Genomic DNA, 20,511 nt, shown 5'->3' on the forward strand with positions numbered 1-20,511 from the left:
CTGGCGCAATGATCTGGAACAGGTCAGGAAGCTTGGTGCGGCATAGCCGCTCTTGTCGCTGTCCTGCCTGTCTGGGCAGTTAGAGGCAATTGGCCCCAACTCGGGATTTGATGCTCAATCCGACACGCCCGTCGCGCCGGTGAAAAGAGCGGGCGGCAAACCGCCCGCTCGAAATATCAGCGAACCACGTAGGGCAGCAGGCCTAGGAAGCGGGCGCGCTTGATCGCCTTGGCGAGCTCGCGCTGCTTCTTCTGGCTGACGGCGGTGATGCGCGAGGGCACGATCTTGCCGCGCTCGGAAATGTAGCGCTGCAGGAGACGCACGTCCTTGTAGTCGATCTTCGGAGCGTTGGCGCCGGAGAACGGGCAGGTCTTGCGGCGGCGATGGAACGGACGCCGGGTCGGGATCTGGTTGATGTCGACCATTATTCTGCAGCTCCTTCAAAGCCTTCGCGCGGACGGCGCGGACCACGATCGCCACCGCCATCGCGGTCGCCGAACGAACGCGGACCACGGTCGCCGCGGTCGCGGTCGCCGAAGGAACGCGGGCCGCGATCGCCACGGTCGCGGTCGCCGAAGCCGCCGCGCTCGGAACGCTCTTCGCGCTTCTGCATCATCGCCGAGACGCCTTCCTCATGCGCTTCCACCTTGATGGTGAGGAAGCGAAGGACGTCTTCCGACAGGCCCATCTGGCGCTCCATTTCGTTGAGCGCGGCCGGCGGGCAGGTGATGTCCATCAGCGTGTAGTAAGCCTTCCGGTTCTTCTTGACCCGGTAGGTGAGGGACTTCAGCCCCCAGTTCTCGATCCGGCCGACCGATCCGCCATTCGCCGTGATGACGCCCTTGTACTGTTCGACAAGCGCATCAACCTGCTGCTGCGACAGGTCCTGCCGGGCAAGAAACACATGTTCGTAAAGAGCCATTATGTTTTAGTGCCTTTCTTCGTTTCTCTCACACCGGCCCTCGCGGCTAAGCCTCTGCAACTTGTCTGACCCGGTCGCGAAAGAGCGGGGAAGAAAGGAGCATCACGAGACGGTCGAGAGCGGAGACACGGGAGGCCGGAAGCCCTTCTGGCTTCGTGTCGCGACCTTCGAAAAGGCCACGGCCCTCCGTTCAGCCCCCAGCAAGGACCGGCAGATTGCGGGGGTCTATACAGCAATTTCCAGCGAAGGCAAGGCCACGTAGTGCCTCAGCCTTAAGCGGGGGCCGTTGCCGAAGCCGGGAACGCGCGGTCCTGCAAAAGCGAGTTGCCGAGTGACGGCAGCCGATCGGACCTATGCGCCTATCGATTCGACCTCAGTATAAATATTAGCCATCCATAATATGCTATAGGCAAAATGTGAGGGTCTGAAATCCATGGGGCGGCTGCAACGGCGTATCGCCTTTATATGTCTTATCTTGGTGGGCGACGCCAACGCCCATAGCTGGTATTCGGGCAAGACTGATCCTGTTCTTAATCTCAAATGCTGCGACGATCATGATTGCCGTCCTATCGCGTCAAGCGATGTCAGATCTGCCAGACAGGGCTATTACGTCAAGCAACCCGAGCCTTACTCTCGGAACGATCCGCCTACAGGCGAGTGGTTCATTCCATGGAACCGCGTGCAGGCTGCGCCTGATGACCAGTATCATATCTGCGAAAATCTCTACCCGACATTTCGCGTAGGCAGATATCGAATGAGATGGACGTGCTTCTTTGCACCGCGAGCGACGGGTTGAATTTCAGACTGAGACACTGGCCAAAGTCGGGAGTCCCTGCATGGCTGGAGAAGGCGCCGCAGTTTCGGAAGACGCCGGCCGTTGCCCGATTTTATCGATTTTCCAGTAATCGAACTTTAACCACCCCCATAAGGTTGTAACGGGTTGTAACCACCCGTTTATCATGAAAGGCGCATGAGAGGCACGCGGGCCGCAAGGCGGCGGAAAATCGAGCAATTCCAGGGGTAGGGAATGCTTCTCAGGCAGTTTTGGCGCTCAAGGCGCGGCAATTTCTCGTTGATGCTGGCGGTGGGCGTGCCGGCCATGCTGGGCGCGGTGGCGTTTGCCACCGATGTCTCCACCCTGATGCGGGCAAAAAGCAATCTGCAGAACGCGCTGGACGCCGCGAACCTCGCCTCTTCGCATCTCGGCGACGCCGAGACGACGCGCAATGATGCCTTCAACAGCTATTTTCAGGCCAATGTCGCCAGCCACGGTGAACTCTCCAACGCCAAGGCCACGCTCACCGTCGACAGGGGCGTCAACTTCGTCAAGACCAGGGCCACGGCTTCGGCCGACGTCAATCTCAACTTCGCGTTCCTGTTTGGCGCCGAAAAGCATATCAGCGTCGACGCTTCGGCGGTCGAATCGAACAATCAGCTCGAAGTGGTGCTGGTGCTCGACAACACTGGCTCGATGGCCGGCGCGCGTATCGCCGCGCTCCGGACGGCGACCAAGTCGCTGCTCGATTATCTCGAGGCGGTCAAGTCGCCGACCCGGTCCGTGCGGGCCTCGCTGGTGCCCTTCGTCACCGCCGTCGACGTCAACGGCCCCGAATTCGATCCGTCCTGGATCGATATGGACGGCAGGTCGTCCACCAACGGCGTCAACTTTCCGATCATCGGCGGCAAGCGACCGAACCACATGGCGCTGTTCAAGCAGCTCGGACAGACGGGCGGCTGGAACAATACGGGCTGGAAGGGCTGCGTCGAGGCGCGGCCCGGCGCCTTGAACATTTCCGATACGCCGCCGGACCCGTCGAAGCCCGATACGTTGTTCGTGCCCTATTTCGCGCCGGACGACCCGGACGTCGCCAGGAAGCCCTCGGCGTCGTATGGCAATTCGTCGACCGGCTACAACAATTCCTATCTCAACGACACTATCGATAAGACCAAGCTGAACCAGAACATACTGGGCATAGATCTGAGCGGGCTGCTGACGGGCGTGCTCAACGCGCTGCTCAGCGCGGATTTGACGACGATCGCCAAATACGTCGCCTCGACCGGCAAGGAAATCACCGAGGCCGGCAATCCGATCACCATCGGCCCGAACCGCGCCTGCCCGACGCCGATCATTCCGCTGACCGACGACTTCGACAAGCTTCGCCAGGCAGCGAGCCAGATGAGCGAATGGAACGGCTCCGGCACCAACGTGTCGGAGGGCTTGAGCTGGGGCCAGCGGGTGCTGTCGCCGCAGCCACCCTACACCGCCGCCGCCCCCTATAAGACGGCGGGCGTCACAAAGGTGGTGATGCTTCTGACCGATGGCGAGAACGTCGTCTACGGCGCATCGAACACGCCGCAGAAATCGGACTACACTTCCTATGGCTACCTCGCCAGCGGCCGTTTCGGTTCGAGCAACCAGACGGCGGCGGCGCGCAATGTGGACGGCTGGACCAAGGATGTCTGCACACAGCTGAAGAACCAGGGCGTGCAGATCTACACCATGGTGCTGCAGGCCGACACGGCGGCCAATCGTTCGCTCTACAGCGCCTGCGCTTCCGACCCGAGCGACTATTACGCCGTCGAGGACCCGGCCAAGCTGCCCAACGTCTTCCAGACCATCGCCAACAAGTTCTCCAGGCTGCAGCTCACCAACTGACGAGGGTGGGCGGCGCGGCACGGGAACGGTCGTATACCGATCGCTTCTGTGCGCCCGTCCGGCGAACAGAGCCAGACCTCCGCCGGACAGGTCGATGCTTTTGCCGGCGCCATCGGCACCGGAACGCCCTCCCGGCCGACAAGGCAAGTCGCGTCAGAGCCTGCGGAGCGCTTCAGCGGGGAGAAGGCGCGTGGCGCGCCAGGCAGGGTAGAGCGCGCCGAGCGGCCCGGCGATGAAGACGAAGATCAGCGCCTGCGCGATCGACCAGCCTGAAAAATAAGGGACGATCAGGCCCGCCGCGAACTTTGTCTTCGCCGCCAATTCCATGGCAAGGGCGCCGAGAATAATGCCGATGACGCCGCCGGCTGCGCTCATGAAAACGCCTTCGATGAGAATGAGCCGAAGAATCCGCCCCGGTGACCAGCCCAGTGCTGCGAGAACCCCAATCTCGAACGTCCGTTCGTTCACGGCCATCAGAAGTGTGTTGGCAACGGCGACAGAGGCCATCATCATGACAACCAGCGAAATTGTCCGGGCAATCGCCTGAAGCAGATCGAAGACGCGAATGCTGTTGGCAAACTGCTCGGTGTCGCCCACCTCGAACCCCGGTGCGGCTGCGATAAGCCGGGTGCGGGCAACAGCGATGTCGTTGTTGTCGAGCGGGCGCTTCAATCTCACCTCGAACAGAGTGAACACATCCTCCCGCGACAGGAGTTGCTGCAGCCCTTCGAGCGGAACGATGGCGCTGTTCTGGTTCAGCATGGACGAGAATGACGCGATGCCGACGATCTGATAGGGCTGGAACTGCAGCTCGACGGTTTCGCCGATCCGCTTGCCCAATGCGCTGGCAATGGATTGGCCAAGGACCACCGGCCACTGGTCCCCCGGCGCCGGGATTCGCCCCGCCACGAGGGGCACGCCTTTCCATAGGAAGCTGCCGCTCGGCCAGCCGGCCATCACGATATTCGCGTCCTCGTCGGCGGTGGTGATGTTGAGGAGAACGCCCGACACGGCCTCGACGTCAGGCACAGCGGAAAGCGCCGGGCCTAGCGACTTGGGCACGGTGCTGCTCACCAGGTTGAACGAGCTGCGCTGGCTTACCACCAGGTCCGCGCCGTTCTCATCGATTCCCGACGCAAACGATCGCTGGACGCCGGCGGTCAGGCCGGTAAGTGCGACAAACCCGGCGACCGCCAAAGCGATGCCGAGCACCGTGAGCAGGGTGCGAAGCGGACGCGCAATAAGACCGCGCAGGGGAAGTGTCAGCTCTGTCATGGCTTAGCGGATCCGCGAAGCCGGCGCAGGCGCCGACATCGCCGCCATTCGGCTGTCCGAACGGATGCGTCCATCCGAGATCTCGACGCGCCGGCCGCACAATGCGGCCACGTCCTCGTCATGGGTCACCACGATCACTGCGGTCCCGAATTCGCGATGCGCATCGCCGATGATGCCCATGACCGATTGGCCCGTCTGCACGTCGAGGCTTCCTGTCGGCTCGTCCGCAAGGAGAAGCTTCGGACGGTTGCCAAGCGCCCGCGCAATGGCAAGCCGCTGGCGTTCGCCGCCGGAAAGCTCGGCCGGCCGCAGCGTAGCGCGATCGGCGAGACCGAAATGCGCCAGCAGTTCCAGCGCGCGAACGCTGCGCTGCCGCGCTCCGCCGAGGTTTCCCAACAGCGCCACCTCGATGTTCTCGCGCGCCGACAAGGACTGGAGCAGGGAGAAATTCTGGAAAACGATACCGATCCTGCTGGCCCGGACGGCTGCCCAGGCAGCCCTTCCATTGACGGCCCGTCCTTCGAATCGGACTTCGCCGCGGGTCGGCCGGTCGAGCCCGCAGATAAGGTTCAGGATTGTGGACTTGCCGCTGCCACTGCGGCCGACAATGGCGACGGTCTCGTTGGTCCCGATGGCCAGCGACACATCCTCAACGGCGACAATGCGGCCGCCGTCGAAATCGCGGCCGACATTGCTCAATTCGACGAGGGCGGACATAAGCACCGGCGAGGAGTCATACTCGGCCTTTCCTGAGATCGGCGACAAGCGCGGGGATCGAGCCGCCATTGCCGGCGAGCAGCTGGCCAATGCGATCCCGCTGCTGCACGGTCACCGAGCCGCCGTCGACAAAGACATCGCCGATGCACAATTGTCCGCGGCAGTGGCGCACACGCCAGTCCACGGAGGTCGGGCCGTGGAGCGGCCGGCGGAATTCGCTACGCACGAGGATGTCGCCGTTGGCCAGGGCCTTTGTGCCGAGCACGGTGAAACTCTTGTCCTGCGTCCGCTCGAGCTTGTCGGCCAGCCTGTGGGCGATGGCATAAAGCAGCGCATCGACCACGGCGGCGCGGTCGTCCGCACTGGCGCTGCGCCAATGCGCCCCGAGCACGGCTTGGGCGATCCCCTTTCCGTCGAAGGCAGCGGAGATCGAACGCAGCTGCGCCTTGGCGGGTCCACCGTGCCCAAGCACAATCGCCGCCTGGCGCACGGTCTCGACCAGCTTGGCCGCATCGCTCTGCTCATCGGCAGATGCCGAAAGCGGTGGGGCGCAGATGGCGAGCAACAAAGGGACAACCAGCAGCCGCGCCAAAGCTGCCCAGCTTGTCTGCGACCATAGGCCTGCTGTCATCATCCCATGTCACCCAATGCGCGGTTGACTGTCAATATTGAGCGTCTCGCGAGCCAGCGCAGGCGCATCCCCGAAGCTGGAAGCGAGCGGTTCGAGGCGGGCTACGCGCGCTTTCTGCCCTTCCGTCAGGTCGGGATGGCGGTTGCGCAGCTGTTTGCCAAACGTCGCGGCGACTTGCAGCATGCGCTCCTCGCAGCCGCGGGAAAATGGCAGGTCCAGTTCGCGGTAGATCCGTTTCATCTCGCCCATCGGGTCGGCAATGAGATCCTGTAGCCGCACCTCTGCGAAGTCGGCGGCTGGAATCCGGGCTCTATCTGCCAGATAGTGCATCTCCGTCGCGAGATAATCGCGCGTGATGATCTCCTCCTGCTCGTCCTCGGGTAGCGGCGACTGCAGGGCGAATGCCCGTTGCAATTCTCGCACCAGAAAGATGTTGGACCGGAATACCGCTTCCGGCGAACGGGAGATGTGGACAAACTTGGCGCCCGGGAACAGTTCCAGCAGGTAGCGGACGCGGGCCGTGTGGCTCGGCGACTTGAGCAGAAGTCGCCGCCCGCCTGCGACGAGAGTGAGCTTCTGGACGAATGCGAATTGATGTGAGCGCCAGCGGCTCAGCTCGTCCGCCGAAAGCGCGTCGAGATCGTGATATCGATTGAAGAAGGCTTGCCGGCGGGGAAGCACGGCGCGTCCAGCCACGATCGACATCCCACCCAGATTGTTCAATGCGAAGTCGTCCTCCGCCGGCAGCCTGGCGCCCACCGGCACGACCGCGTCGAGGCGCGTCAACGGCAGCAAGGGCACGAAAAGGGTGCGCAGGAGAGCCCAGCCAAGGACGAATGTCTGAGGCGCCAGGACCTGCGGCCAGCTCGGCGATCTCAAACTTGGGTCTGCTGCCAGCAGGTTCTGCAAAAACGTCGTCCCGGATCGGAAGTAACCAAGGACGAACACGGGCGCGTTGTCCCGCTCCATCCGGGGAGGCCGCAGCCGCAGCCATGCTGCAAGGATCAGGCGCTCCGGCAGGGAGGCGATCGTGTTGATGCCGGAAAGCAGGAGCAGGAGCACCAGGCGTGGCCAGTAAGCGGGAGGGAACTGGCCTTCCGCGCGCCACAAGACCCGCAATACGGCGTCAAGCGGCGCCACGCACATGAAGTGCGGATACGGCAAGTAGGGCACCAGCCAGCGGGCTGCGAAAGCACGGACGCGGTGCCGGACAGTGTTCGACTTCATCAGGCAGTCCGGAACATCATGGTCTCTGTCGTCAATCCGGGCCCGAACGCCATGCCGCAGCCGAGCAGGCCCGACGGCTCCTTCAGCATTTCGGCCATCACGAACATCACGGTTGCTGACGACATGTTGCCGTATCGCCGGAGCACTTCGCGCGATGCTGCTAGCGCGGTCGGCTCCAGTTTGAGTGCCCGCTCGACTGAGTCGAGCACCGAGCGGCCGCCAGGATGCACCGCCCACAAATCGATCTCCTTGGCGGGCCTGCCGCCGAGGATGGCCGGATGCTCGTTGCGCAGCGTCTCCCGGACGGCGCCGGGAACCTGGCCGGACAGCACCATGTCGAACCCGTCGTCGCGGATGTGCCAGCTCATCAGCTCCTTGCGCTCCGCCGCCACGATGGCGTGGAAGCTTTCGAGCAGGATGCCATGCGGTTCGGCCGTCACCAGCGAGGCCGCGCAACCGTCGCCCCATAGGCAGAACGAGATCAGCTTCTCGAGCTTCGTGGCTTCCTTGAAATGCAGCGTGCACAATTCGATGTTGACGACCAGCACGCGTGCGCTCGGATCCGAGCGCACGATGTGGCGTGAAAGCTTCAAGGCATTGATGGCGGCATGGCATCCCATGAAGCCGACGATGGTACGCTCGACCGACGTCGACAGGCCGCATCGCTGCACCAGCTCCAGGTCGATGCCAGGCGCTGAAAAGCCGGTGCAACTTGTCACGATCAAATGCGTGATCAGCGAGCGGTCGTCGTTGGCCAGAAGTTTGTCGACGGCCTTTTGCGCGAGCTCCGGCGCGGCGGCTTCGTACATCCGCATACGGATTGCGGTGCTGGCGAACGAGCCTTTGACCGAGGTGCCGTCGCGGTCTATTGCCCCGCCGTGCGGATCGTCGGCAGGCGCAAAGCAGGAATAGCGATGTTCGATCCCGGCCAGAGCGACCATCCGCTCGAAGAGCGCAAGGCCTTGTGGATCGTTTTCAAGCAGCGAGGCTCCATAGCCGAGGAAGAATTGATGCACGTCGTGTTCGGGGACACACGTGGCAATGCCATTCAGATACGCTTGTGGGGACAAGATAGCTCCGAGAATGAGCCCAATCGGGTCTCACAAGAGGTCTGCGTATTGGGGAAGCGTTCATAAGGTAAACGCCTGCATAGGGCATTTTATTGCGCGGCGCCGATATTTCTCATTAGCAAACTGTGATATCAGCCTCCGATCTTGCATGAAGGGACCGACCTTCGCTTCGCCATCCGGGTTGAGTTCACATGCGAGTTCCGCGATGAACAGTGCGCGCGGCCATGAAGGTACGACCGAATTCTATTGCCGGATTGCCCCGCCGAGGCCCTAGATTTCCGATCCAGCGCATGACCGACATAAACATCCGGCATCTAGAGCCAGAACTCCTTGACGGCCTTCCCGCCGATGATCCCCGTGCGATTGCATCCCGTCGCGACCTCGTTCGCATCAATGCATTGATGTTCCAGGCCAGGATCATGGCATCGCTGATGCGAGCGAATGTGCAAAAGCCACCGCTGCGCATCCTCGAAATAGGCGCCGGCGACGGAAAGTTCATGCTGACGGTGGCGCGGCTGATGGCGCGCTATTGGCCCGACGTCGAGATCGTCATGGTCGACAGGATCGGCCTGATAGGCGAGGACTTGCGCAACTCTTTCGCTGAATTGGGTTGGCGGGCGCAACCCGTAACTGCAGATCTGTTCGATTGGACACAGGACAGGCCCTTCGACCTTGTTTGCGCCAACCTTATCCTCCATCACTTCGATGACATGCGCCTGCTGGAGCTATTTTCTCGGATCATGACGATGGCCCCGATACTCGTCGCGACGGAGCCATTGAGAGCCAAGGTGCCACTTGTGGCTACACGGTTCCTGCGATTGATCGGCGCTTGCGCAGTAACGCTGAACGATGCGGCGCAAAGTGTCCGCGCCGGTTTTCGCGGCACGGAACTTTCACAATTGTGGCAACTGTCAGGTGGAACGCCTGTGATGGAGGGCCGCAGAGGCCTGTTCACGCAAGGTTTTGTCGGTGGCAGCATGCCCGACACGAAATGATGCATGACGCAATTGTCATCGGCGCCGGCCCTGCCGGCAGCTCCACCGCCATTGCGCTCGCCCAACGGGGTTGGTCGGTGGCAATGGTGGAGAAGGTGCTGTTTCCTCGCCGAAAGGTCTGCGGCGAGTTTATGTCAGGCACCAGCCTTGCCTTGCTCGATCAGTTGGGCGTTGGCGAGAGCTGGCGCGCGGAAGCCGGGCCCGAAATACGTCGGGTCGGGTTCTTTTCGGGCGATGTCTCTGCGCAGGCCCGAATGCCGACCGCCAGGACGGGTCTTGGCCGCGCGCTCGGCCGCGATCGTTTGGACACCATCCTGCTACAGGCCGCCGAACGTGCGGGCGTCGAAATTCTCCAGCCTTGCAAGGCGGTCGCTGTTCGTCGGCGCGATGACTTGCAATTTGTGACTGTGGAGTCGGGCCGGCAACAGAAGGTCCTCAGCGCACCTGTCATCATTGCCGCGCACGGATCCTGGGAAAGCGGGAAACTACCGAGCCAGCTTGAAAGAACGAGCCAACCTTCCGACCTTTTCGGGTTCAAGGCGCATTTTACCGGCGCCGCGCTGGCGCCCGACCTGATGCCGCTGCTCGTATTCCCAGGCGGATATGGTGGGATGGTGACGGCGGACCATGGCCGGGTTTCAATCTCCTGCTGCATCCGCCGCGATGTTCTATCCGGGCTTCGCCAGCGCTTTGGAAATATTGCGGCGGCGGATGCGGTATCGCGCCATGTCCTGGCCTCATGCCGAGGCGTAGCAACTGTGCTGGCCGGTGCCGAATTGGATGGCCCCTGGCTGGCTGCGGGACCGATTCATCCCGGTATCCGGGCTGGCTACGATCAGGGCATCTTCCGCGTCGGCAACATCGCAGGTGAGTCGCATCCCGTCATCGCCGAGGGGATTTCGATGGCGCTGCAATCGGGCTGGCTGCTTGCGCGAGAACTGATCGCATCGGGCAAAGGTCACGAGGGCCGCGACGCCGCCGGTCATCGCTACGAACGCGAATGGCGTCGGCAATTCTCGACGCGTCTGCGTGCCGCGGCCTTGATTGCCCGGATAGCGCTTGGGCCAGGTGGCGCGACGGCCATGCGCGCCGTGATCAAGAGTTTTCCGGCGGCTTTGACGATTGGCGCGCGACTGAGTGGAAAGACCCAGCCCGTTCCAGGCTTTTGACGTCCAGATTGCGGCGGCGAAACCTTCCGAGGCTCCGGAATTGGAGCATCGCTTCCCGCCAATGGCCGGGATGGCTGTGATCAGCTTTGACCGCCTTCGCCTCAGCTCGTATGCGCGACGAGCTTGTCAACCGTTTCGGGGAAGAAGTCGGGCGCCGAGCGGCGCTTACCGAACATCATGTCGTATTGGATGAGCCGGAAATCGTTGATCTTCGGGTCGATCTGCTTCTGCCTCGCCCAGTCCGGCGTGGCTTCGCCCGAGGGCGACAGGAGCAGGTTGCGGTCGACCACCCGGTAGTGTTCGCGCAGCGCGCCGAGGAAACCGGTGTAATAGGGGTGGGTGATGCCCGCGGTGGTCAGGATATGGTAGGGCAGGAAGGCCGGGCTTACCGAGCCCAGGTTCTGCACCGGACCGGAGCGGTTCGACCAGATGACCAGCGGCGTATCGTGATGCTCGATCGCGGCGCCGGCGTTAGGTTCCCTGCGCGGCGCGACATTGTCCTTGAGATAGCCCGTCTCGACATAGACCGGTCCCAGCGGCGGCAGATGGTCGCCGAAGAAGGCGATGATCGTCGGCCGCTGGCGCGCCTTCGCCCAGTCGATCAGGCGCTTAAGGCCATGGTCGGCGTCGGCCGAGCCTTCGGCATAGGAGAGCAGCGATTCCCGCGCCCAGGAGCTGATCGGCGCATCGACCGAATGCGTCGGGTTGCTGTAGCGGTAAGGCTCGTAAGGCCCATGGTTCTGCAGGCTGACCGCAAAAAAGAACACCGGGTCGTCGCTGGCATCGGCCTCGCGGATGATCTCGTCGGTCATTGCCGCGTCGGAGGCAAGCGGGCCGCGCTTTTCCATCGGCGGCAGCGTCTCTTCAGACTTGAAGTCCTTGAAGCCGAAATCGGCATAAACCGCGCCGCGGTTCCAGAACCAGTTGGTGCCAGGATGGATGGCACGCGCATAGTAACCTTCGCTCTTCAGGAAGGTCGCCAGCGACGGGGTCGGGGTGCGCACATATTGCTGATAGGGGATCGAGCCGGCCGGCAGGAAGGCATTGGAAAAGCCGGTCAGCGCCTCGAACTCGATATTGGCGGTCATGCCGCCGAATTCGGGAGAGAACATCGAGCCGGAGCGCAAGGCCCTAACCGTCGGGATCGGGTCGGGCTTGATGATGACGCCGGGCAACTGCGTCGGATCCCAGAAGGATTCGCTCATCACCACCACGATATCCGGCTTCTCGTTTGGTACCGAAGCGGCGACGTCGGGGCGCTGGATCGCGGCCATCGCCTTTTCGGAGTAGCCGGGCGGCGCCGAGACATGCGCCATCGGCACATTCATCGCGAAAGCCAGCGCAAAGCCGTTGGAGGCGTAGTTTTCCTTCTGGTCCCACATGATCGGGATGATCTGCAGCCGGTCGCGCGTCCACGAGAAGGTGGCATAGTCCATGATCGAGACGAAGAAGGCGAGCAGCGGCACGGCAAGCGCCAGCCGCGCCAGGCGGCCTTTGCGGCTGAGGATCGGCACCCGCCTGCGCCAGGTCCGCCAGCCGTAGACAAGCAGCGTCAGCCCGCCGACGATGCCGACCGCCAGCATGACGGCCGTCCACGGCCGCTCGCGCACCAGAAGCGGCATCAGCGCCACGATCTGGCGGGCGAACAGGAAATCCGTCGGATAAAGCGGATCGCCGAGATAGTGCGATTTCTGGTGGCCGACAAAGGCCAGCGCCAGCGTCAGCGGCGCCACGATCATCAGGCTCTGGTGACTGCGCCCGAGTATGGCGTCCAGCCCGACCAGCACCAGGGCGAAGACGATGATGGTGGTCCAGCCCGGCTTGAACGGCTGCAGGAAGAAATCGACCGTGCCGAAGAAATCGCCGCGCACGATCAACTCGATCGCGAATACGAGCAGGGCGGAGACGAGAAGCGTCGTCAGGCCGTAGCGTACAGTCGGCCAGGCCCGTCCCGGCAGGTAGCCGGTGGACGGATCGTCTTCCAAAAACTGAGGCACGGGCTTGGCCGCGCCTTTTCTGATCCTTGCCACTCTACTTCCCCCGGCCAACGCGACACGCCTTCCACGCCCGTCACGCTTCTGTCATCGAAATGTCACGCAAAGCTAGCGCCTGTGGCGGAAATAAGAAGAGCCAGCAAACTAAACGTGAGCGGTTTTCATCAGGTGTGATCGCCAAAAAGCCTTTCGGAACAGGGAGTCAGCTGGGTTTTCCGGCTGAAATGCTGGCTGAAGAGGCGCCGGCGGGCTTGACTTGGCTGTGCGCCTTGCGCCAGAGGCAGGGAAAAACCAGCCTCTGGAGAGACCCAAAATGGCCGTCGCATTCACCTTTCCGGGACAGGGCAGCCAGGCCGTCGGCATGGGCAGGGACCTCGCCGATCAATTCCTCGAAGCGCGCCGCGTCTTCGAGGAAGTGGACGCCGCGCTCGGCGAAAACCTGTCGAAACTCATCTGGGAAGGACCGGAAGAGACGCTGACGCTGACCGCCAACGCCCAGCCGGCGCTGATGGCGGTGTCGCTGGCGGCGATGCGGGCGCTCGAAGCGCGGGGCTTCTCGCTGAAGGACAAGGTGGCCTATGTCGCCGGTCATTCGCTGGGCGAATATTCCGCGCTTGCGGCGGCCGGCTTCGTTTCGGTCGGCGACGCGGCGCGGCTGCTTCGGACCCGCGGCAACGCCATGCAGGCGGCGGTGCCGGCCGGCGAGGGCGCCATGGCCGCCATCATCGGTCTCGAGCAGGCCGATGTCGAAGCGGCATGCGCGGAAGCGGCCAAAGGCTCCGTCTGTCAGGTCGCCAACGACAATGGCGGCGGCCAGCTGGTGATTTCGGGCGCCAGGGCGGCGGTCGAGCTGGCGGCGAAGCTGTGCACCGAAAAGGGCGCCAAGCGGGCGCTGATGCTGCAGGTTTCCGCGCCCTTCCACTCGGCGCTGATGGCGCCGGCGGCAGATATCATGCGCGAGGCGCTGGCGGGTGTGGCGAAGCAGGCGCCGGTGATTCCGGTCGTCTCCAACGTGACGGTGACGCCGACCAGCGACCCTGATGAGATCGCTCGCCGCCTGGTCGCGCAAGTGACCGGCCGCGTGCGCTGGCGCGAGACGGTGGAATGGTTCGGCGCCAACGGCGTCGCGACGCTTTACGAGGTCGGCGCCGGCAAGGTGCTGTCGGGCCTGGCGCGCCGCATCAACCGCGACATCGCCACCGGCGCCATCGGCACGGCGGCGGAAGTCGAGGCGGCACTGGCGGCGCTTGGCTAAGGATCGCTCGAACGTTACCGGAGGTGTCGAATGTCTCCTTCGAAGATTGGTCGAAGCAAAACCGAGCACATGGAGGAGGACTATCGCATTGCAGCTGAGGTTGTGGAACGCATTCGGCGCGGTGACGAGGATGTCCTGACGACCGAAGATTTCTGGCATGGCCTGGATGATTTGACGTATACGGAACCGGGATCGCCCGCGGCGCATTCGGAAAAATGAGGTTGAGAAAATGTTCGAACTGACCGGCCGCAAGGCGCTCGTCACCGGCGCATCGGGAGGCATCGGCGAAGCGATCGCCAGGGTGCTGCACAGCCAGGGCGCTATCGTCGGCCTGCACGGCACCCGTGTGGAGAAGCTGGAAGCCCTGGCGGGCGAATTGGGCGACCGCGTAAAACTGTTTCCAGCGGACCTGACCAACCGCGACGCGGTCAAGGCGCTCGGACAGAAGGCTGAAGCCGACCTCGAGGGCGTCGATATCCTGGTCAACAATGCCGGCATCACCAAGGACGGCCTGTTCGTGCGCATGTCGGACGCCGACTGGGATTCTGTGATCGAGGTCAACCTCACCGCCGTGTTCCGGCTCACCCGCGAACTCACCCATCCCATGATGCGCCGCCGCCATGGCCGCATCATCAACATCACTTCGGTGGTCGGCGTCACCGGCAATCCCGGACAGACCAATTACTGCGCATCCAAGGCCGGCATGATCGGCTTTTCCAAGTCGCTTGCGCAGGAAATCGCCACCCGCAACATCACCGTCAACTGCGTCGCCCCGGGCTTCATCGAATCGGCCATGACCGACAAGCTCAACGACAAGCAGAAAGAGACGATCATGGCCGCGATCCCGACAAGGCGCATGGGCACCAGCGTTGAAGTGGCGTCGGCCGTCGCTTATCTCGCCTCCAACGAGGCGGCCTACGTGACCGGCCAGACCATTCACGTCAACGGCGGCATGGCGATGATCTGAGGCATGGGCGGGCGCCTGTGAAAACAGCCATTTCGGCTTGGACGCCCGCCATTTTTCGTGTAATGCGGCCCGCAACCCGGCGGTTCGGGCAAAAACCGGTCCTGTGGCGTGCGTTGCCCGCAAGACCATCTTTCAGCTTGATTAGCGGCATTCCGCCCGCTAACGAAGATAGACAACTTAAGACGAGGATTGCCCCAAATGAGTGACACCGCAGAGCGCGTCAAGAAGATCGTCATCGAGCATCTCGGCGTCGACGCCGACAAGGTGACGGAGCAGGCGAGCTTCATCGACGACCTGGGCGCGGACAGCCTCGACACGGTCGAACTCGTCATGGCGTTCGAAGAAGAGTTCGGCGTCGAGATTCCGGACGATGCGGCCGAGACCATCCTGACCGTCGGCGATGCCGTGAAGTATATCGACAAGGCCTCGGCCTGAGTTCTTTCGCAGGCATTATCGGGGAGGACCTGCGATGAGGCGTGTCGTCGTCACGGGCCTTGGCCTGCTTTCGCCGTTTGGCATGGGCGTCGAGCACAGCTGGCGGGAATTGCTCTCCGGCCGCAGCGCTTGCCGCCGCGTCACCGAATTCGAGGTGGACGATCTTGCCTGCAAGATCGCCCACGTCATCCCGCGCGGCGACGGCTTGAACGGCACCTTCAATCCGGAGGCCGTGCTCGAGCCGAAGGAACTGCGCAAGATCGGCGAGTTCATCCTCTATGGCATCGCCGCCGCCGACGAGGCGCTGGCCGATTCCGGCTGGAAGCCCCAGACGCATGAGGACCAGTGCGCCACCGGCGTGCTGATCGGCTCCGGCATCGGCGGTATCGACGGCATCGCCGAAAACGCGATGATCCTGAAGGAACGCGGCCCGCGCCGCATCAGCCCCTTCTTCATCCCCGGGCAGATCATCAATCTGGTCTCGGGCCAGGTCTCCATCCGCCACGGCCTGAAAGGCCCGAACCATGCGGTGGTCACCGCCTGCTCGACCGGCGCGCACGCCATTGGCGACGCCGCCCGGCTGATCATGTGGGGCGATGCCGATGTGATGCTGGCCGGCGGTGCCGAGGCGCCGATCACCCGGCTGTCGATTGCCGGCTTCGCCGCCTGCCGGGCGCTCTCCACCGAGCGCAATGACAGCCCCGAAACAGCTTCGCGTCCCTATGATCGCGACCGCGACGGCTTCGTCATGGGCGAGGGCGCCGGCGTTGTCGTCCTGGAAGAGCTGGAGCATGCCAAGGCGCGCGGCGCCAAGATCTATGCGGAAGTCACCGGCTATGGCCTGACGGGCGACGCCCATCACATCACCGCGCCGGCAGAAGACGGCGATGGCGCCTTCCGCTGCATGACGGCGGCGCTTAACCGGGCGAAGCTCTCGCCGGCCGACATCGACTACATCAACGCCCACGGCACCTCGACCATGGCCGACACGATCGAGCTCGGCGCGGTCGAGCGCCTGGTCGGCAACGCCGCCTCGAAGATATCGATGTCGTCGACCAAGTCGTCGATCGGCCATCTGCTGGGCGCCGCGGGTGCCGCGGAAGCGATCTTCTCGATCCTGGCCATCCGCGACAACATCGCGCCGGCGACCATCAATCTCGACAATCCGGAACGCGAGACGGCGATCGATCTTGTGCCGAACAAGCCACGCCAGCGCCAGATCGACGTCGCGCTGTCGAATTCCTTCGGCTTCGGCGGCACCAACGCCTCGCTCGTGTTCCAGCGTTACAATGGCTGAAGGGCCAGCCGGAGCAATCCCAGGAAAAGTGCGCAGCGGTTTTCTACCCGGGATTGCTCAGAGACAGACAACCAGCCGGCAGTTCCGCCACCTGCCGTCATTTTTGCCAAATTCTCCCCTAGCTTTTTGCCGGGGGATTCGTTGCAAGATCAGACGGCAGGGCGCGCCATGAGCACAAATCCGGGCAGCACAAATCCGGGCGGCGACGGGGAATTCGGACGGCAAGGCACAAAGGGGCCGATCAGGCCGAAGACCGCGGCCGAGGCGTTGCGCCCGGAAGCCGGCACGCCGCCGCCGTCGAAGCGCTCGCGCGCCTCGCGCAGCCAGGTCGTCGTCTTCCTCAATTTCTTCCTCTCCATGGTCATCCTGGTCGTGCTCGCCTCGGGTGTCGCGCTCTATTTCGGCATGCAGGCTTTCGTCGAGCCCGGCCCATCCGCCAATGGCGACACCTTCCTGATCAAGCCGAGCACCGGCGTGCAGGAGATCGCCGACCAGTTGGAACGCCGCAACCTGATCAGCGATGCCCGCGTCTTCCGGCTGGGCGTGCGCGCCACGGGCAATGAATCGGCGCTGAAGGCTGGCGAGTACGCCATCAAGCCGCGCGCCTCGATGCGCGACATCATGGAGCTCTTCAAGAGCGGCAAGTCGGTCATGTACTCGCTCACCATTCCCGAAGGGCTGACGGTCGAGCAGGCGCTGCAGCGGGTCGCCGATCAGGAGGCGCTGACCGGCGATATGCCGCCGGCCTTGCCGCCGGAGGGCAGCATCGCCACCGACACGCTGCGCTTTACCCGCGGCGCCACAAGGCAGCAGATGGTCGATAAGCTGATCGCCGACCAGAAGAAACTGGTCGACGACGTCTGGTCGCACCGCGCGCCCGACCTGCCGATCGCCAACATCGACGACTTCGTCACGCTGGCCTCGATCGTCGAAAAGGAGACGGGCAGGAGCGACGAGCGCTCGCGCGTCGCCGCGGTGTTCCTCAACCGCCTGGCCAAGGGCATGCGGCTGCAGTCCGACCCGACCATCATCTACGGCCTCTTCGGCGGCAAGGGAAAGCCGGCGGACCGGCCGATCTACCAGTCGGACCTCGACAAGCAGACGCCCTACAACACCTACATGATCAAGGGCCTGCCGCCGACGCCGATCGCCAATCCGGGTCGCGCGGCGCTCGAAGCGGTCGCCAATCCGTCGAAGACCGACGACCTCTATTTCGTCGCCGACGGCAATGGCGGCCATGTCTTCGCGGCGACGCTGGAAGAGCATAACCAGAACGTTGCCCGCTACCGGGCGCTGCAGAAGAAGCAGGCGGACGCCGCCGCCAAGGCTTCCGGCCAGACGACGGCGCCGGCTGCTCCCGATGGCAACGGCGACAGCGGCGATGCCGGTGCCAATGGCGGCAGCGGCGAGAACGGCGACGCCGGCGGCGGCGACGCGCAATAGGCGCAATGCATGTCGCCCAAAAGTGCGCAGCGGTTTTGGGAAAACGACATGCATCAAACGGAAGTACGCGTCCTTTGACGCGAGGCCGTATTCATGTTTTGAGGGGGCGCCGGCCTTTCGTCCGGCGATGTTTGGGGCGCGCAGCGCTGGGCCACGCATGCCTTGGCTGCGACAGGGGGACGACAGGGCAATGAGCCTGCAAAGCATGACCGGTTTTGCGCGGTCCGCCGCCGAAAGTGATGGCACCTCGATCGCCTGGGAGGTGAAATCGGTGAACGGCAAGAGCGCCGAGGTGAGGCTGAGGTTGCCGCAGGGTTTCGACCGGCTGGAGACGGCGGTCCGGCAGACGATTCAGAAGGGCTTTGCGCGCGGCAACTTCCAGGCGACGTTGACCGTCGGCCGCGCCGCCGCCAGGCTAGTCCAGCCGGTGGTCAACGAGGCGTTCCTCAAGGATCTGGCGGGGCTGGCCAAGCGTTTGCAGGAGCAGTTCGGCACCGAGCCCGCCACCGCGGATGGCCTGCTTTCCCTGCGCGGGGTGCTCGACATCCCCGAGGCCGTGGAGACCGAGGAGGAGCGGGCTACCCTCGATGCCACGATCCTGTCGGCGCTCGAGGCGGCGCTCGCCGGCCTTGAACAGGCGCGCCTCGGTGAGGGCGCGGCACTTGGCGCGCTTCTTTCCGGCCATGTCGACACCATCGAGACGCTGACGCTGAAGGCGGAGGCCGACCCCTCGCGCGAACCCGCCGCGATCCGCGCGCGCATCGCCGAGCAGATGCGTCTGTTGATGGATGCCTCGGCCAATCTCGATGCCGTCCGGCTGCACCAGGAAGCGGCCTTCCTCGCCACCAAGGCCGATATCCGCGAGGAGATCGACCGGCTGAAGACACATGTCGCTTCGGCGCGGGCGCTGCTCAAAAGCGGTGGCGCCGTTGGCCGCAAGCTCGATTTTCTCGCGCAGGAATTCAACCGCGAATCGAATACGTTGTGCTCGAAGTCCAACGCCGCCGCGGTCACCGCGATCGGGCTGGAGCTCAAAGCGGTGGTCGACCAGTTTCGCGAGCAGGTCCAGAATCTGGAGTGACGGGGATGGTTGCCAAGGAACCGACGGCCGCCAGGGATCTGGGGTCCCGCATCCGCCGCCGCGGATTGATGCTGGTGCTGTCGTCGCCGTCGGGCGCCGGCAAGTCGACGATCGCGCGCAATCTTTTGGAAAGCGATGGAAGTCTCGAGCTTTCGGTCTCCGTCACGACAAGGCCGCGCCGCGGCTCGGAAATCGAGGGTGTCCACTATCACTTCCGCACCATGCGCGAGTTCGAGCGGCTGCGTGACTCCGACGCGTTGCTCGAATGGGCCGAGGTGCACGGCAATTGCTATGCGACGCCGCGTGAGCCCGCGGAAATCGCGCTGGCCGAAGGCCGCGACATGCTCTTCGACATCGACTGGCAGGGCGCGCAGCAGCTCAAGGAGAAGATGCGCGCCGATATCGTTTCGATCTTCATCCTGCCGCCGTCGATGAAGGAATTGAAGGCGCGCCTGAAGCGCCGCGCCGAAGACCAGGAATCCGTCATCGAGACCAGGCTGAAGAACGCCCGCCTCGAGATCGAGCATTGGAAGGAATACGACTTCGTCATCGTCAACGACGATCTCGACCGCGCCTTCGCCGAGGTCCGCGCCATCGTCACGGCGGAGCGGCTTCGGCGCGACAGGCGCCCTGGCCTGTTCGATTTCATTTCGGGGTTGCTGGACGAGAAGACGACGTAGGCTGGCCGGACAGCCGGATAAATAGCGTCAGCTGTCTGCAAGATCGTCCGGCCAGCGCTGTGCTCCATGAAGGATTCGAATCCTGCTCTCAGCTATCTGATAGGCCGCGACATATGGCGTGCCGACGATGACAAGCTCTCGTGTTCCTGAAAGCCTGCCGGTACGGCCGCTCTCGGGAAAGTCACGGAGACGGCCTATCGCGGCGACAATCCGCTCATCGATCGCGACCGCGGCGGCAGGGTTGTCAGCCTCGATATGCGTGAATATCCCATCGCGATCCGAAAGTGCGAATGCCGACCATACGATCTTCAAGATCTAGGCTCGTTGACCTTGCGACGTGCTGCAGCGCGTCTTTCGGCAAAATACGCCTCGACTTGCTCGTCAGGAATGTCGGCTCGGGTGTCGTCCAGAGCCTCGCGCACCTTGGCGCGAAACCACACATCGTAAGCCTCACTGTTTGCGAGCAGATCGATGGGCAACGCGCCCTCGTTGGCGGTTCGGGTAAGAAGTATCCGCACCGCATCCGAAACCGTGAGTCCCATGCTTTCGAGCACCGCGGAAGCCCGATCCCGGATATCGGCGTCGATACGCGTCTGGACAAGTGCGTTCGTTGGCATGGCCATCTCCTTTGCCATGAATGTAATGCGTTTGAATGACGGTTGCCAGCGCAACTTTCCCCTTAGGAGCGCCATACTTT

21 protein-coding genes are annotated in these 20,511 nt (G+C 63.4%); 11 read left to right on the forward strand and 10 right to left on the reverse strand.

Annotated elements, in window-relative coordinates:
• Nucleotides 1-176: 176 nt before the first annotated feature.
• Both rpsR and rpsF read right to left on the reverse strand, forming a co-directional pair.
• Nucleotides 177-425, reverse strand: a complete 249-nt coding sequence (gene rpsR, locus FJ418_RS07115) for a 30S ribosomal protein S18 (RefSeq protein ID WP_006203718.1) — start codon at nt 423-425, stop codon at nt 177-179.
• Nucleotides 425-922, reverse strand: coding sequence for a 30S ribosomal protein S6 (rpsF, locus tag FJ418_RS07120; protein WP_140644474.1), 498 nt, complete (start codon nt 920-922; stop codon nt 425-427). The genes rpsR and rpsF overlap by 1 nt, the downstream gene beginning before the upstream one ends.
• 1,027 nt (nt 923-1,949) lie before the next feature.
• On the opposite strand from rpsF, the gene FJ418_RS07125 reads away from it, so the two are divergent.
• The gene (locus tag FJ418_RS07125) at nt 1,950-3,578 is read left to right on the forward strand and encodes a pilus assembly protein (RefSeq protein ID WP_140864486.1); all 1,629 of its coding nucleotides are present in this window, start codon (nt 1,950-1,952) and stop codon (nt 3,576-3,578) included.
• A gap of 153 nt (nt 3,579-3,731) precedes the next feature.
• Here FJ418_RS07125 and FJ418_RS07130 read toward each other — a convergent pair whose 3' ends face one another.
• The 5 genes from FJ418_RS07130 to FJ418_RS07150 are packed head-to-tail and all read right to left on the reverse strand — an operon-like array spanning nt 3,732 to nt 8,444.
• On the reverse strand, nt 3,732-4,853 hold the full coding sequence (locus FJ418_RS07130) for an ABC transporter permease (protein ID WP_140864488.1): 1,122 nt from the start codon (nt 4,851-4,853) through the stop codon (nt 3,732-3,734).
• A 3-nt stretch (nt 4,854-4,856) separates the two neighbouring features.
• A complete protein-coding gene (locus FJ418_RS07135) occupies nt 4,857-5,570 on the reverse strand; it encodes an ABC transporter ATP-binding protein (protein WP_140703156.1) in 714 nt (237 codons plus the stop codon).
• 16 nt (nt 5,571-5,586) lie between these two features.
• On the reverse strand, nt 5,587-6,204 hold the full coding sequence (locus FJ418_RS07140; RefSeq protein ID WP_140651789.1) for an ABC transporter substrate-binding protein: 618 nt from the start codon (nt 6,202-6,204) through the stop codon (nt 5,587-5,589).
• 6 nt (nt 6,205-6,210) lie between these two features.
• A complete protein-coding gene (locus FJ418_RS07145) occupies nt 6,211-7,428 on the reverse strand; it encodes a sulfotransferase (protein ID WP_140864490.1) in 1,218 nt (405 codons plus the stop codon).
• Nucleotides 7,428-8,444: a type III polyketide synthase gene (locus tag FJ418_RS07150; RefSeq protein WP_246682962.1), complete on the reverse strand. Its 1,017-nt coding sequence runs from the start codon at nt 8,442-8,444 to the stop codon at nt 7,428-7,430. The genes FJ418_RS07145 and FJ418_RS07150 overlap by 1 nt, the downstream gene beginning before the upstream one ends.
• A 344-nt stretch (nt 8,445-8,788) precedes the next feature.
• Between FJ418_RS07150 and FJ418_RS07155 the strand changes: the two genes are divergently transcribed.
• Nucleotides 8,789-9,493, forward strand: coding sequence for a class I SAM-dependent methyltransferase (locus FJ418_RS07155; RefSeq protein ID WP_140864493.1), 705 nt, complete (start codon nt 8,789-8,791; stop codon nt 9,491-9,493).
• A complete protein-coding gene (locus FJ418_RS07160; protein WP_140864495.1) occupies nt 9,490-10,662 on the forward strand; it encodes an NAD(P)/FAD-dependent oxidoreductase in 1,173 nt (390 codons plus the stop codon). Before FJ418_RS07155 ends, FJ418_RS07160 begins: the two co-directional genes overlap by 4 nt.
• A gap of 101 nt (nt 10,663-10,763) precedes the next feature.
• Here the strand turns inward: FJ418_RS07160 and FJ418_RS07165 are convergent, their stop codons facing one another.
• Nucleotides 10,764-12,692, reverse strand: coding sequence for an LTA synthase family protein (locus FJ418_RS07165; RefSeq protein WP_140864497.1), 1,929 nt, complete (start codon nt 12,690-12,692; stop codon nt 10,764-10,766).
• A 277-nt stretch (nt 12,693-12,969) separates the two neighbouring features.
• On the opposite strand from FJ418_RS07165, the gene fabD reads away from it, so the two are divergent.
• The 8 genes from fabD to gmk all read left to right on the forward strand — a co-directional run bounded on the left by fabD (nt 12,970) and on the right by gmk (nt 19,814).
• A complete protein-coding gene (fabD, locus tag FJ418_RS07170; RefSeq protein WP_140864499.1) occupies nt 12,970-13,911 on the forward strand; it encodes an ACP S-malonyltransferase in 942 nt (313 codons plus the stop codon).
• A 30-nt stretch (nt 13,912-13,941) separates the two neighbouring features.
• Nucleotides 13,942-14,130, forward strand: a complete 189-nt coding sequence (locus FJ418_RS07175) for a hypothetical protein (protein WP_140644484.1) — start codon at nt 13,942-13,944, stop codon at nt 14,128-14,130.
• 10 nt (nt 14,131-14,140) lie between these two features.
• Nucleotides 14,141-14,878 (forward strand): 3-oxoacyl-[acyl-carrier-protein] reductase, encoded by a 738-nt coding sequence (fabG, locus tag FJ418_RS07180; RefSeq protein ID WP_140783695.1) that lies wholly within the window; start codon nt 14,141-14,143, stop codon nt 14,876-14,878.
• 198 nt (nt 14,879-15,076) lie between these two features.
• Nucleotides 15,077-15,313: an acyl carrier protein gene (locus tag FJ418_RS07185; RefSeq protein WP_006203723.1), complete on the forward strand. Its 237-nt coding sequence runs from the start codon at nt 15,077-15,079 to the stop codon at nt 15,311-15,313.
• 34 nt (nt 15,314-15,347) lie between these two features.
• Nucleotides 15,348-16,610, forward strand: coding sequence for a beta-ketoacyl-ACP synthase II (fabF, locus tag FJ418_RS07190; protein WP_140644486.1), 1,263 nt, complete (start codon nt 15,348-15,350; stop codon nt 16,608-16,610).
• A 168-nt stretch (nt 16,611-16,778) separates the two neighbouring features.
• Entirely contained in the window at nt 16,779-18,053 is a 1,275-nt protein-coding gene (gene mltG / locus FJ418_RS07195) for an endolytic transglycosylase MltG (RefSeq protein WP_140783693.1), read from the forward strand.
• A gap of 190 nt (nt 18,054-18,243) precedes the next feature.
• Nucleotides 18,244-19,134 (forward strand): YicC/YloC family endoribonuclease, encoded by an 891-nt coding sequence (locus FJ418_RS07200; protein WP_140864501.1) that lies wholly within the window; start codon nt 18,244-18,246, stop codon nt 19,132-19,134.
• A gap of 5 nt (nt 19,135-19,139) precedes the next feature.
• A complete protein-coding gene (gene gmk, locus FJ418_RS07205) occupies nt 19,140-19,814 on the forward strand; it encodes a guanylate kinase (RefSeq protein WP_140651807.1) in 675 nt (224 codons plus the stop codon).
• A 27-nt stretch (nt 19,815-19,841) separates the two neighbouring features.
• Here gmk and FJ418_RS07210 read toward each other — a convergent pair whose 3' ends face one another.
• Together FJ418_RS07210 and FJ418_RS07215 are read right to left on the reverse strand one after the other, a co-directional pair.
• Nucleotides 19,842-20,126 carry a type II toxin-antitoxin system RelE/ParE family toxin gene (locus FJ418_RS07210; protein WP_140864503.1) on the reverse strand — a complete coding sequence of 95 codons (285 nt, stop codon included), beginning with the start codon at nt 20,124-20,126 and terminating at the stop codon, nt 19,842-19,844.
• A complete protein-coding gene (locus tag FJ418_RS07215; protein WP_140864504.1) occupies nt 20,123-20,431 on the reverse strand; it encodes a type II toxin-antitoxin system RelB/DinJ family antitoxin in 309 nt (102 codons plus the stop codon). Before FJ418_RS07215 ends, FJ418_RS07210 begins: the two co-directional genes overlap by 4 nt.
• Between the last annotated feature and the right edge of the window lie 80 nt (nt 20,432-20,511).

The organism is Mesorhizobium sp. B2-8-3 (genome assembly GCF_006440815.1).
Taxonomy (GTDB): Bacteria; Pseudomonadota; Alphaproteobacteria; order Rhizobiales; family Rhizobiaceae; genus Mesorhizobium.